This is a genomic window from Mangrovimonas sp. CR14 (genome assembly GCF_011764015.1).
Classification (GTDB): domain Bacteria; phylum Bacteroidota; class Bacteroidia; order Flavobacteriales; family Flavobacteriaceae; genus Mangrovimonas; species Mangrovimonas futianensis.
This window is the reverse complement of record NZ_JAAFZY010000010.1, coordinates 1-13,828: the sequence shown is the minus strand read 5'-3', so window position 1 is coordinate 13,828 and position 13,828 is coordinate 1. Positions and strand designations below refer to the sequence as shown.

The 13,828-nt window shown below is 32.2% G+C and carries 19 protein-coding genes; all 19 read left to right on the top strand.

What is annotated here, in order from left to right; translation table 11 throughout:
• The first annotated feature begins 101 nt into the window (after positions 1-101).
• The 19 genes from GZ212_RS15880 to GZ212_RS15795 all read left to right on the top strand — a co-directional run bounded on the left by GZ212_RS15880 (position 102) and on the right by GZ212_RS15795 (position 13,619).
• A complete protein-coding gene (locus tag GZ212_RS15880) occupies positions 102-725 on the top strand; it encodes a hypothetical protein (protein ID WP_166962471.1) in 624 nt (207 codons plus the stop codon).
• Positions 726-934: 209 nt separating this feature from the next.
• The gene (locus GZ212_RS15875) at positions 935-1,501 is read left to right on the top strand and encodes a hypothetical protein (protein WP_166962468.1); all 567 of its coding nucleotides are present in this window, start codon (positions 935-937) and stop codon (positions 1,499-1,501) included.
• A gap of 149 nt (positions 1,502-1,650) precedes the next feature.
• On the top strand, positions 1,651-2,739 hold the full coding sequence (locus GZ212_RS15870) for a hypothetical protein (protein WP_166962466.1): 1,089 nt from the start codon (positions 1,651-1,653) through the stop codon (positions 2,737-2,739).
• A gap of 154 nt (positions 2,740-2,893) precedes the next feature.
• On the top strand, positions 2,894-3,493 hold the full coding sequence (locus tag GZ212_RS15865) for a hypothetical protein (RefSeq protein ID WP_166962463.1): 600 nt from the start codon (positions 2,894-2,896) through the stop codon (positions 3,491-3,493).
• Positions 3,494-3,654: 161 nt separating this feature from the next.
• Complete coding sequence (locus GZ212_RS15860; RefSeq protein WP_166962461.1) at positions 3,655-4,125, top strand: type II secretion system protein GspG; 471 nt, start codon at positions 3,655-3,657, stop codon at positions 4,123-4,125.
• Between the two features lie 438 nt (positions 4,126-4,563).
• Complete coding sequence (locus GZ212_RS15855; protein ID WP_166962458.1) at positions 4,564-5,073, top strand: hypothetical protein; 510 nt, start codon at positions 4,564-4,566, stop codon at positions 5,071-5,073.
• Between the two features lie 97 nt (positions 5,074-5,170).
• Entirely contained in the window at positions 5,171-5,404 is a 234-nt protein-coding gene (locus GZ212_RS16165) for a hypothetical protein (protein WP_240923841.1), read from the top strand.
• A 22-nt stretch (positions 5,405-5,426) separates the two neighbouring features.
• Positions 5,427-5,627: a DUF5063 domain-containing protein gene (locus GZ212_RS16160; RefSeq protein ID WP_240923840.1), complete on the top strand. Its 201-nt coding sequence runs from the start codon at positions 5,427-5,429 to the stop codon at positions 5,625-5,627.
• On the top strand, positions 5,627-6,115 hold the full coding sequence (locus GZ212_RS15845; protein ID WP_166962456.1) for a hypothetical protein: 489 nt from the start codon (positions 5,627-5,629) through the stop codon (positions 6,113-6,115). The genes GZ212_RS16160 and GZ212_RS15845 overlap by 1 nt, the downstream gene beginning before the upstream one ends.
• Before the next feature lie 147 nt (positions 6,116-6,262).
• A complete protein-coding gene (locus GZ212_RS15840) occupies positions 6,263-6,694 on the top strand; it encodes a hypothetical protein (protein ID WP_166962454.1) in 432 nt (143 codons plus the stop codon).
• 138 nt (positions 6,695-6,832) lie between these two features.
• Positions 6,833-7,459: a M48 family metallopeptidase gene (locus GZ212_RS15835; RefSeq protein ID WP_166962451.1), complete on the top strand. Its 627-nt coding sequence runs from the start codon at positions 6,833-6,835 to the stop codon at positions 7,457-7,459.
• Between the two features lie 138 nt (positions 7,460-7,597).
• Positions 7,598-8,116, top strand: a complete 519-nt coding sequence (locus GZ212_RS15830) for a hypothetical protein (protein ID WP_166962449.1) — start codon at positions 7,598-7,600, stop codon at positions 8,114-8,116.
• A 149-nt stretch (positions 8,117-8,265) separates the two neighbouring features.
• The gene (locus tag GZ212_RS15825; RefSeq protein WP_166962447.1) at positions 8,266-8,643 is read left to right on the top strand and encodes a hypothetical protein; all 378 of its coding nucleotides are present in this window, start codon (positions 8,266-8,268) and stop codon (positions 8,641-8,643) included.
• A gap of 150 nt (positions 8,644-8,793) precedes the next feature.
• Positions 8,794-9,225 (top strand): hypothetical protein, encoded by a 432-nt coding sequence (locus GZ212_RS15820; protein ID WP_166962444.1) that lies wholly within the window; start codon positions 8,794-8,796, stop codon positions 9,223-9,225.
• Between the two features lie 172 nt (positions 9,226-9,397).
• Complete coding sequence (locus tag GZ212_RS15815; protein ID WP_166962442.1) at positions 9,398-9,865, top strand: hypothetical protein; 468 nt, start codon at positions 9,398-9,400, stop codon at positions 9,863-9,865.
• Positions 9,866-10,384: 519 nt separating this feature from the next.
• A complete protein-coding gene (locus tag GZ212_RS15810; protein WP_166962439.1) occupies positions 10,385-11,284 on the top strand; it encodes a hypothetical protein in 900 nt (299 codons plus the stop codon).
• 71 nt (positions 11,285-11,355) lie between these two features.
• Positions 11,356-11,979 (top strand): hypothetical protein, encoded by a 624-nt coding sequence (locus GZ212_RS15805; protein ID WP_166962437.1) that lies wholly within the window; start codon positions 11,356-11,358, stop codon positions 11,977-11,979.
• A gap of 138 nt (positions 11,980-12,117) precedes the next feature.
• Complete coding sequence (locus tag GZ212_RS15800) at positions 12,118-12,864, top strand: DUF6090 family protein (RefSeq protein WP_166962435.1); 747 nt, start codon at positions 12,118-12,120, stop codon at positions 12,862-12,864.
• 134 nt (positions 12,865-12,998) lie between these two features.
• Positions 12,999-13,619: a hypothetical protein gene (locus GZ212_RS15795; RefSeq protein ID WP_166962432.1), complete on the top strand. Its 621-nt coding sequence runs from the start codon at positions 12,999-13,001 to the stop codon at positions 13,617-13,619.
• Positions 13,620-13,828: the final 209 nt, after the last annotated feature.

The window sequence follows — 13,828 nt, the reverse complement described above, 5'->3', positions numbered from 1 at the left end:
GCACTTTTGCTATCTTTGGTTCACGGTGGAAAATCCTTGCGGATTTTCACGCAACGAAACCATAGCCCAAAACGTTGTAAGTAATTTGACCAAAACCCAAAATGAAAGAAATATTATTAATGGGAATACTATCATTACTTGGATTTTGTAGAAATTCAGCACCTAAAAATCCGTCATTTGATGAACAATTGAAAATTTTCAAAGAATTGGGATTTGAATTGAATGCTGGAACAAACATATCTGATATAAAAAGATGGGACGAACAAGATTTCCTTGATGAACCATTTACATTAATGTACGCAACTCTTGGACAAACAATTGAACGTGAACCTTGGACACCTTTGACTGACAAATGTTGGGATTTTGACACAGAAGCTATAGAAGACCACGGCTCATATGTTGACATAATTAAAAACCTTGAACGAATTACACGTGGCGAATTAGTTTTCACAGATGTTAAAGATTATGTAGATATTGAGGAGGAAAAAGCTTGGGTTTCCTTCACGTTTAATGGACAAAATTATAAATGGGATTTAAAAATCGACAACGATTGGGTTGACCCTAATGTCTTTCTAAAAATTTCCGAATTGACTCAAGAACACAAAACAAAAGGAAAGTATACTGTTTTTGAAACTGGTGGACAAGATATTGTAATCGGATTTGAATCACCAGAAAGTTTAAAAGAGATTAAAAATAAGACTGGACTGAAAATAAGTTGGTTATAAAAACTACTTACAACAATGTATAACCGCAATTACGGCGGATTCGACTTCGTCCGAATCCACTCGGAATTGCTAACGCCAGTTCTTAACCGAAAATTATTAACTTTAATCCCGTAACTGACGGTTATACGAGACCGTTGTAATGCATTTGACCAATTAATATGTTAAGAAAAAGATTCTTCTTTATAATCAGTATTATTTTTTGGCTGCTAATGGCAATTGGATTTTCTGACAACTGGTTATTTGATGTAGGCCAAAAAAGTAATTCTCAACCTAAATTTTTAATTCACGCTTTCTTTGCTTTTAGTTGGTTCACACTTTTAGTTATTCAATCAGGACTCATCAGAAAAAAGAATTATAAACTACATTTTAAATTAGGGCTAATTGGAATAGTAATTTACTATCTAATGACCATTACCATTTGGAATATCTATTACGAGAATTTCACTGTAAAATATGATTGGCTTAAGCTAGTAAAACCTCTAGAAATTTTTAGCATAGCTTTAGTAACTATTGCTTTTATAAATAGAAAAAAGAATTCTCAAAAGCATAAGGAATATTTAGCATTTGGGACTTTTTGCTTAATTGGTCCTGCGTTGGACCGGACAGTATTTCATTTATTTGGACCAGAACTTATGATTTGGCCTATGATAATTTTATTTTGGTTATTATTCAGTCTATTTATCTGGTATAATAAGGGAATCACTTGGTATATGATCCTATGGATAATTTTTTGGGTTTATAGCCTTTATCCACTTTTATCAAGACTGCTGGGATAAAACGCATTACAACAACGCATAATTCACAGCCCTTCTGAACCACAAAACAGAGAATGAGTACCTTTAAAAAAACCAAAACCACGGCTGACAAATAACGCCACTAAACCCAGGCCGATGTATTATGCGAGGCCGTTGCCAGTAATACCGAAATGAACATAGAATTAGAAAACCTACAATCGACAATTAAAAGAAAATACAGTTTTAAATATAAGCCTGAATTTTCTGAATCTTTCAAAACAGATATTAAAGAAAGTCAAATAATTCCTCTAACTATAGAGGTTTTCGAAAAACTCGAATGGCCAATTGTTTTTACAGATAAAAATTCTGTAGAAGCAAAAAGAAAAGGAGATTGGAATAAGCTTACCGAAAAAATAACCGTAACAAAAAAGGCATCTGGACGAATAGAAGTTCATAGTAAAACTATTGAGGGAAATTTTATTGATTTTGGAAAAAACTCAAAAAGAACAGGATTGTTTATTGCTCTTTTTCAAAAATTAACTACAGAATATAAAGAGAGCGGAAAACTCGCCGAATTAGAAACTGAATTTGAAAAACAAAATAATTGGGCTGATTATGAAATTCCAACTGAATTGCCAAAACCAAAAAAATTTGGAAAACCGAATTTAACTCTTTCAATAATTGGTGGACTAATTATTGCTATTTTATTTGGACTTTTAATTGCGTTTTTGACTCTTAACTTCACTTACTTTATTGGAGTTTATGAACTCGGAATCGGATTTGGAATCGGATATTTTTTTGGTCAAATTTTAAAAAAAACCAATTATATCGAATTTCGACCAATTCAATTTATAATCGCAGGAATGATGATAGTAATGTTTATTACTAGTCAGTTTACACAATATCAATTGATTATTTCAGAAAACAATATTTCTGAACTTGGATTTTTCGATTTTATGAAAATGCGAATTGAACACGGATTAACTATCAAGGATTTAAATACAGGTTGGATTGGACTTACTTTGAGTTGGATTTTTCAAATGGTTTTTCCTTACTTTTTGGCAATTGGAAAAATTGCAGGAATTACAGCTAATTATATCATTGAAAAAATACCAGCAGAAGTGCTTACATACACAATTTATCTTTTTGATATGGAAAAATCAGAAAGTGAAGTAAGAGCCGAATTAGCTCAAAAAGGGTGGAATAAAAAATCTGACCAAGATGATGTTATGCAAGCTATTGCAGAAATAAGCGGATTTCATCAAATGAACAGGGAATAAAAAGTACTACTGGCAACAACGTGTATAATTAATTGCGGCTGAATTTCCTCTCGGAAATTCAATCTTATTAATTATCTTTCGGTTACGGCGGAAAATGACTGCGTCCTTTCCCGCAACTAATCATACACAAACACGTTGTGTGCAATTACCAAAAATGATAAAATCGAAACTAATATTATTTTTTTCTATTCTAGCATTAACATCTTGCCAAAAAGTTGTTGAAAAAGAAAATGCTGGAAAAGAAGTTGCTGAAATCGAAGAAAGTTTTAGTAATGAAAAGCTGTATGCAAACTATGCTAAAGCAATAAAAAACGAAAGTACATTTCAAAATTTTCTTGTTGTTAAAGTCAAAAATTTGAACAACGGAGAAATTAGAGAATATTGCACGAAAGGAAACTTTTTGAAAGGAGCATTACATAGAGAATTAAATGTGGGATATTCAAAAAACGGAATCATAAAAGTTTATGAAACTGCCCTTAAGAATAAAGAACGATATTTTGAATTTAAAAATGATAGTGCTATTTGGAACATAAGTGCATTTGACAAATATTCTATGAAAGAGCTATCTGAATTTGAAAAGCAAATCGGAATTGACTCTCTAGTTTATAGAATAGAAAACGGAAAAGATTGGGGAATTACAATCTCAAATGACAAAGAAATGAAAATGATTGCTCACGCTTTGTTTAATAAAGGGATTTTGACTGGAGAAAATAGTTGTTTTGGAGGAATGTTAACACTAGATGAAACAAAATAAAAACTGCACACAACAATGTATAACCGCAATTACGGCGGATTCGACTACGTCCGAATCCACTCGGAATTGCTAACGTCAGTACTTAACCGAAAAATAATAACTTTAAACCCGTAACTGACGGTTATACGAGACCGTTGTAGCACATTTACCAAAACAACCGAATGATTGAATTAATACTGTCAACTTTAGCTGAATTTGGACTCATTCGAGAAGATTTTAAACATCATAGAAAAATCTCGAAAATGGAAAAAGCTGATGGAAAGAAACGACCTTTCCAAAGATATTTTCTACAACCGAGTTCAATTATGGTTATTTCTGTTTTAATCATTGGGAGTTTAAGTGCTATTCTGTTTTTTACATATCAAAGAAAATCGGTGTTTCCTGAAAAAACAAAACAAGAAATATCGGAAATGAGTGACAGAATGGATAATTGGAAAGAAAATTTAGGAAAATATCCAACGGAACTGAATGAATTAATCGGAAATAGTCCTTTAAGACAAGAATGGAAAAAAGACGCTTGGAACCGTGAATATGAATTTAAGATTACCGAAAATGGAAACGGATATTTAATCACATCTGCTGGCTCTGACGGAAAATTTGGAACTGAAGATGATATTAAGTCTGTGAAATGAAAAACAAGATTAATGTAGTTTTAGGTTTAATTCAAATAATATTATCTGTTTACTGGATTTACGAAATGATATTGCTTTATTATAAATATCATTATACAGATATACTTTTTACTTTTATGTATCCGAATTGGGTAATATTCTTAAATATTATCTTAAGTATTGTAAACATATATTTTGGAATAAATTTAATGAACGGAAAAATATCCAACAAACGAAGTTATTTGACGATGGTAATTTTAATAATCATTGGAGGAATAATAAATATATTGAGTGTAGCATAAATAAAAACGTGCTACAACACCGTATATAATTTATTGCTTGGTTCTAGCCTACTTACGAAAATCCTCGCGGATTTTCTATTCGGTTTTTATTTGCTAAATTAGGTGCTTAACCACGCAACAAACCATATACAAACACGTTAGCTACAAGCTGAAAAATATGACTAAAACGACTGACGACAATATTATCGGATTTTTCGCAAGCTTTAATTTTGGAGAAAATGACCAAAAATTAGTTAAGTCATACTTGTGGGGCGACAACGGACTGAAAAACAGACTGGCTCATTTGAAATGGAAAAATTATGGAACTGATTTGAAAATTATTCTATTCCAGATTTATACTAAACCTATTCCATACGAAAGAAGAAATTTAAGAGAAATAGAAAATTATCGGAGAAAAGAAAAATCAATTGGAATCCCTGTAATTCTTGACCACAATTTTTTTAAATTGTCAGAAACTGACCGACAACAGTTCTTTGCTGAAACGATAGTAGACAAACTTGGTTTGCTGGAATTAAAAGTAAAACGGAATAAATTGGATTTTGACATTTCGAGACTAATAGCCGATGTGAAAAAATCGCTGAATTATCAAAAAATAGAAAAAAAGCCAGTAGCTAACAATGGCTATAATTCATTGTGGCAAAGAGTTAAAACAAAGCTTAATTTATAAAATATGGCTGATTTCTACTGCGGAATAATCCTGCGGATAATTCCACAACGAAATCATAGCCAAACCGTTGTAACACATTTGACCAAACCATTAAAAATTGAGTGAATTAAGAAAACTAATAGACCAAATCACCGAATTCGGAATCAATTCAAAAGTGGAATTGACCGACAAAACTGATGCCTTAAAAAAACTATTAGTTGGAATCTACACTGAATTCCTGATAGTGGAATTTGAATTTGACGAAACGGATTATGAAGAAGAACCTGATTTTGATTACAACGAAATAAAAGAAAATGTAAAATCCAATTTTTCCCGATTTTGGTTGGTATAGTATGGTTTTGGACTTGAACAAAATGGAACCGAATGTAGAAATCGGAATTGGAGATGCGTTGGACGACTTAACTGACATAATCAAAGATTTATTGGTTGTCAAATGGAAAATGGACAACACAAGTGAAATGGATGCTCTTTGGGAATTCGAATTTTCTATGAGAACTCACTCGGAACAACATCTTGTCGATTTATTGAAATACATCAAAGAATTAAAGGAATAATGAGAATTGAGCAAATCACAGAAAAATTTCAAATTGATGTCGGAGCACCTACACCAACGATTCTCTCAAATGAACATATTCTGTATTTAATTTTCTACGTTAGTAATGTTGACCCAAATTGGGATGGAAAATCAGTACATATGCGAACTGACAATGATGACGGAATTGTAACTATCAAATTTGACCGTTTTGAGCAATTTAAATTTGGCAGTCCAAATGATGAAGCGATTAATGGACATCCATTATATAAATTAGGTCTTGAACCATATTCTATTCAAAAAGTAATCGGTTCAGAATGGATTAAAGAGCTAACAAAAATGAATTCTGTTCATCCATACCATAAAGATGAACTATTTGAGAAATATGAGCATTTCATATTCTTCTTTCACGATAGATGTTTTGAAATTGTAGCAGAGAATTATTCAATAGAGGAAAATTCTAAATCGAATATGAGAGAAGAAATTGAACGAATCTCGAAATTAATATAAAATAAAAACGTGTTACAACAATGGCTATAAGTAATTGCTTGTTCTCGCCTACTTCTGAAAATCCTCACGGATTTTCAGTTTGGTGTGTACTTGCAAAGTTAAGTGCTAAACCACGCAACTACTCATAGCCGAGACCGTTACCTGCAAATGCGAAAAACAACACTCATAATATTAATTCTGACTTTTAATCTGACTTTTTCACAAAGTGCGGAATCGGAATTTGAATTTCGACAATTAACAGGTGTGTTAGTGGATGTAGACGGGATTCCTCTTCCTGGACAAAATGTTATTGTTTTAGGAACATCAATTGGAACTCAAACTGACTTTGATGGAAAATTTTGTTTAATCGTACCAAAAAATAGAACTGTATTTATCGCTTTTCCATTTTGTTTTGACCAAATAACTCGTGAAGTTGGAACGGAAGACTCTCATTTTGACTTGAAAATTGGACGTGGAAAATGGAAATCACGCAAAGCAACACGGAATTGGAATGCGGAAATGGAAAAACTAAAAATTGAACTGAATAAAATATATAATAGTACGGAATATAAAACTGCGGAGAAAAACATCTGCAGGTAACAATAGCTATAATTCATTGCGGTTGAATTCCTTATCGGAATTCACCGCAATTTTGCTATCTTTCTGCCACGGCGGAAAGAATCCTGCGGATTTTTCCGCAACGAAATCATAGCCAAGACCGTTGTGGTTAATTTTAAAATGATTAATAAAGCAATAATAATCCTTTCGATACTGACTTTGTTCTCATGTGATAACATAGAAAAATCTGACGAGCTTTATAAGAGAGCAATTAATGTCTATGCTCTATCGGACTTACCTAATGAGACAAAAATTGACAGTTCTTTAGCTCTGACAAACCTTGCCTTAAAATACAATGCTGATAATGTAAAAGCATTGGAACATAAAACAGCAATGCTTTTTCAAATACGTGACTTACAGGGAGCGATTGAGACGACTGATAAGATTATTACTGAACTACCAAAAGAACCCTACTATATTTTTCAGAATGCAATATTGCTTTACGTAGATGGAGATTCTCTTCAAGCTGACAAACTTAAAAATGAAGCAATGCTACTTTATCAAGATAAGCTTCAAAAGGACATTAACAACTTTGACTTAAGATTTAACTACATAACTTACCTTGAAGGGATTGGAGATACAATATCTGCCAATAGACAATTGAATATTTTAAAGGACAATCATTTGGAGGATTATCAGCGGGAAATATTGGAGAATCGTCCTAGGGAGATAAATTCGATTGATAGAATGAGAGAATATTTTAGTGGAACATTAGAATTAAACGAGTTGATAGAGAACAAAAACTAACCACAACAACGCATATCATGCAGTGCGGCTGAAGAGTGACATGAATGAGAGAACCCAAAACGATCAAAGAACTAACTGAAAACACAAAACAATAAAACCGCCCCGCATGTTATGCGAGGCCGTTGGCATACATTAAGATTGAGAAACATTATACTTTACATATCCATTTTGACTCCATTATTAGCTCTTTCTCAAAAAAGCTTTAGTGAAAAGAATCCACATGTATATGAGTATCGTGATTACATTGAAAATCTATCCGATACTACACTTGTCACGCTAAATAATGAAGAATTCGTTAAAGACAATTATGATGGTGGATCACAATTAACTGGAACGTATTACAACAATGAGCTGGTTAAAATTTCTAGTTGGTTTGGTTTATCGAATGGAATCAATACCTGCGATTATTATTTAAAGGATGGAGAATTATTTTTTGTCGTAGAAAAATTAAAAATCTTTAAATATGATTCAGAAACTGACCAATATGACTACACATCTTATGATGGATATGCCGACGGATGGTATTTATTCGACTCTGGGCATCTTGTTGACCAAATAAGTTTAGGACATTGGAGGTTTGAAGACGATACTTTGGATCCTGAAGTTATACTTATATCAGAATTCAAAGAATATTCTAAACTACTGAATAAGAATTAACGTATGCCAACATCGCATATCAAAAAACCTGGCTGAATCACAAAGCTGAATGAAATTGCATAAATTGAACAAGGAAACTAACTGACAAAACACGCCACCAAAACCAGGCCTTTTGTTATGCGAGGCCGTTGTACGCAAGCTGAAACAAAATGATAACAATAACGACCGACCGAAATATAGAAACTGCAAAACTGACAATAAAACTTGTCGAGGGTTTTGGGTGGAATATTACGTTTTATGACTTGTATAGAGACAACAAAATAGTAGAAAACAACTTCCCAAAAGTAAAAGGAATTTATACATTGGTCATTAACTACTCGAAAGACTTAGTTTATACCGAATTAGTCCTTTACAAGGCCAATCCAAAGAATGAGCATTTAGAATTTGATTTTTATAAAGAGAATCACAGAATTTTTTGCCGAATCAAATCGGATTGTGCAACTGAACTGAACAAAGAAATTGTGATGAACGAATTGGATTCTGATATGATAAAAACATTGGAATCAATAAACACGGAAAAAAATTAAAAGCCAGCGTACAACAACGCATAGCAAAAAGCCTGGCTGAACCACAAAGCAGAATGAAATTACATAAATTGAACAAAGCAACTAACTGACAAAACACGCCTTTAAAACCAGGCCTTTTGTTATGCGAGGCCGTTGTGCAACATTTGGAAAATGACCCGAAACGAATTCAAAAAACATATCGAAAAGACTCTTTCAGAACTAAAACTTTATGCTGAATTACATTCGGGAAAAGAATTGCCAAACGACTTTGAGTTTGAATGGCATTTCACTGAAAGAATAAAAGCAATTGGAAAAGATAATGTGACTGAATTGATTGCGGAAAAAGTTTATCTCGACGAAAACAAAATTTATCCTTGTGTTGACTTAATCGTGGAAAAAGTAACGGACGAAAATCGGATTTTAATTAGTGGACGAATTGCTGGATATGAACCAAGAGAATTTGGAAAAGGTTGGAGTAATCGACCTGGACCTTTTATTTATGGAATTGGAAGCGGAATATCTACTGACAAAGTGAATTGCAATTCCAAAGAGTTTAAAAATATGCTTTATGAAAAAGGATTATTGCATTATAAAACTGAATAAAAAACGTTGCACAACAATGTATAACCGCAATTACGGCGGATTCGACTGCGTCCGAATCCACTCGGAATTGCTAACGTCTGTGCTTAACCGAAAATTATTAACTTTAAATCCGTAACTGACGGTTATACGAGACCGTTGGCTGTAATACAAAAAACCAATCGAGAATTAAAACATGAAAGAAACTACACTGACCGAAAACCAATTTGAGGAATTTGAAAATGTAAAAAAAAGGAGAAGAAAACTCCTCCCCTGGTGGATTAAAATTTTCTGTTGGATATTTATGTTTTTTGGACTAATGTCCTTTATCTGTTTAATTCTTGGATTTACCAATATTAAACCCTCGCTTGCATTTTACGGATTTGAAACAAATGAACCTTTTTCTTTATATGGATTGATCGTAATATCTGTTGGCCTGTTAAAAGGATTCACTGCTTATGCTCTTTGGTTTGAGCAAGATTTCGCAATAAAAATCGGAAAAACAGATGCGATAATAGGAATTGTTCTTTGTATAATTTCTATGTTGATCCTACCCTTTCTAAGAGATGGATTTAATGTAACTATTAGATTAGAGTTAGCTTTGTTAATACCTTTCCTAATTAAACTGAATAAAATTGAAAAAGAATGGGAAGTATTAAACTAAAAAAATACTACAGCCAACACCGTATAAAAATAATGCGTAGTTTAGTTCAAAACCTAAAGTTAGTGCGTATTTGGTCACTCTGATTTTCCTTCGGAAAATCCTCGGACACAAAACCGCACTATTCTTATACAAACCGATGATAACACATTCGCCAAAGGCGAACTTTAATTACTACGTGCTTCGCACTCCCGTCCTTAAAGTAAATGTGTTATCATCTGCAGGGTTAAACCAAATTACTATCTAGTAATCGCCAAGGACTATCGCCTTCAGCGGGCTTCGAGCCAAAACGTGCGACATCGTCGGTTAAAAGTAATTTGGTTCCGCTTTTCGAACTCCCAAGCTAATAAATTCTACAATTAACGCTTCGCTTTCGAGATGCTAATTGATAATCCATAATTTGAGATTACAATAAAGTCCGTTTCTCAAATTATTGCTAAAGAATTTATTATCTTTTCTTTCTCTAAGCAGAACTACGCTTAACCCTGCAGTTGTAAAGCATTTAAGAATACCAAACTACATATGAAAAAAACAATTATTTACTTTTTGATAATTCTTTCTTATCAGACTATTTTAAGTCAAAATACTGAATATGAAAAAGGATTAATAGAATTAGCAAGAACATACAAAAATTTTCACTTTAGTAGTGACCCGCCAAGTAGTGTATATGAGGAAATAAATTCAATTCAAACTGAAAAACTTCTAAAGGCTACTAAGTTCATAAAGGAAGTTGTTACCTCTAATAATCAATTGTTAACGAATGAGTTTTTAAAAAAACCAGATACGACTACACTAAAAAGCTTGTATATTATTAGAGGAATTAATTGGAATATGCACGAAGCTGAATCTGAAGATAATTTGGTGGTCGCTGATTCATTAAAAAACGAAAAAACAGACTATTACGAATTGGTATCTTGTTATTATGGAATGCTCTTTTCAGCTGTTGGAAATAAGAATAAACCATTTGACTTATCAGAGGTTAATTTTTCATTAAATGATTATAACCTTTCTAATGACACCGAGAAAGGCATATTTTTCTTAATGAGTATGCGAACTTTTGGCTCAATGATTTGGGGCTATATCAATGTTCCCAAACCACCAAATTACAAGAAAGCTCTTGAATATATTAATAAATATCCCAAATATAACGGAATTGAGTACTATAGATTTACGGACTTAAATTTCAAGGATTTTAAACTGACAACTGATAAGAGAAAACCAAAAGAAAGTTTCAAACATTACTACATAAATAAATATATCGAAACCCTAATGTATCACTCGTTGTGTTTATCACAAAAGAAAAAATACAGTAAGGAAAAAGATAAATTATTACTTGAATCGATTTTAAGAAATGACTCTTATTGGCAATACACGGAATACAAACCGACTTTAGAGAAAATATTTCAAAAAGTAAAAGAATAAAAAAACGCTTTACAACAACGGCTATAATCCATTGCTTGCTAAATGCTAAACCAAAAACCATTATCTTTAACTTGGCTCGATTCCTACTCCGAAATTCTGCCGAATTTCCTCGCAACGGAATCATAGCCAAACCGTTGTGTGTCATTAAAGCAATCAAAACTGAATTGAAAACCGAAATTACAAATCAACCATATTCTGGAGAATTTAAAGAAAGGATTTATGATATTGAAAGTCCTTGGAATTCTCAATCGTGGACCTGGATAAAGTTCACGGATGAATATTTGACTGAAACGATTGGACAATTTCGTGGATTTCCAAAAGACGTTAAATACTCGAAAAGCCGAAACGAAATTATTGTTCTGACTTCTGATTACATTTATAGACTAAACGCTTCTGACTTAAGCATAATAGAAACTAAAAGTCAACCTGAATATCAAGACGTGGCAGTCTCTCCAGATGGAATTTTCTTTTTCCATAACTACTATGAAATTGAGAAAATGAATAGCTCATTATCTGACTTGACTGAAATTCCAAGTCCTTTTAAAATGGATGACATCCGATTTAAAACTTGGAATGGGAAAATATTGGAATTTGAGTGTGAGGAATTTAATAATTGGAGTCGAAATGAGATAATGGAACTAGACACAACTGCTTGGAAAATAAAAATAAAAAACGCCACACAACACGGTGTATAATTCATTGCTACTGATTTTCCTCTCGGAAAATCCTCGCAACTTTGCTATCTTAGTTTCTTAACACGAAAATCCTACGGATTTTCACGCAACGAAACTATACACAAACCGTTAGCCTTCATTATGACCAACCTTTGACCAATGATAAAATTCTTTCGAAAAATTAGACAACAACTACTTTCTGAAAACAAATTCAGTAAATATTTAATTTATGCAATTGGAGAAATTATTTTGGTAGTGATAGGTATTCTTATAGCCCTACAGATAAATAATTCGAATGAGATTAGAAAAAGCCGAAAAAAAGAGATAAGCTATCTTCAGAACATAAAGGAAGACCTAAATATAAACTCTGAAAAAATTAATTCCTTAATCGAGAGACGAAACAATCGAATAGAAATTGCACATAAGCTTATTGGACACATCGAAGGCGAACCAGTACTTGATTGGCACAAATTTAATTTAGAAATTATTGAAATTTACACTTGGGAAAGATTCTACCAACACAATTATACTTTCCAAGAGCTAATATCTTCTGGTAACCTATCGTATATTCAAAATGATTCAATTAAAACACTTTTATTTGATTTAGAATCTACATATAAACAACTCAAAGCGGAAGAAGACCATTGGCGATTTGATTCAGAAGAGCTTATTTTTAAAACATCCTATAATGATTTAGATATGCAACTAATCTTGAGAGATTATCGAGGAGAAAAAGATGTTTTAAATAGCGAAGTTTTCACAGAATTCTTCGCGGATAGAAAAGTTAAGAATGGATATGTTATGGCTACAGTTGAATTTGGTATTATGAATAGCCATTTAAAAAAAATGAATCAGATTATTGAAAAACTATTAGAACTAATTAAAGAAGAAATAACGAAAGGCTAACAATGGCTATAAGTAATTGCTTGTTCTCGCCTACTTCTGAAAATCCTTGCGGATTTTCAGTTTGGTGTGTACTTACAAGATTAAGTGCTAACCCACGCAACTACTCATAGCCGAGACCGTTGGCAAACATTTAAATGAAACACTCTTTATTTCTTTTCACAATCCTATTTTCGTTATTGAGTTCTTGCAATAGCAAAAAACAAAATCCAGAAGTAAGAACTGTTAATAATCCTGAACAAGACACTTCCAAGCTTTACCAAAAAATAAAAATTATTTACGGAGAAGAGAAAAAAAATAGTGAGGAATATGAAGTCTATGTCTCCAAAAAAAATGACACTTTTTTCAATCAATGGAAATTCTACAAAAATGGAATAATAGATAGTTCTAAGAGTAAATTTTATGAACTAAAAATTGAGGGAAATAAAGGTGACTCAATATTTAAAGGGAAACTAAGTATTTTTTCACCTGCTGATAGTATACCAAAATCAAAAATTCATTCTAGAGACATAAATTTAAGTTATTTACAAAAAGAAAATGATTCTTTTTTTATAAAAGAAATTCAAACCGACAAAAACATTATTTATTTTGACTACAAAAACATTGAAAACATGAGTTTTGTAGGATATATTTCAGACTTACGAGTTATAAATGTTGACTCATTAGCCAAAGATGACAAACTATTGGTCAACAGAAATTATTTTGCAGTAGATACTGAAGTCTCAACTAATAATCACTTTGTAGAGTTATTAAAATAAAAAACGTTTGCCAACAACGGCTATAATCCATTGCTAGCATAGATGTTTAAGTAAAAACTTTGTATTTTAACACAGCTATAGATTCCTACTCTGAAATTCTGCCGAATTTCCTCGCAACGGAATCATAGCCAAACCGTTGTAAAACATAATGAAACAAACTTTTTGCATATTAATAACATTTCTGATATTCCAAATGTCATTTGCTTGCA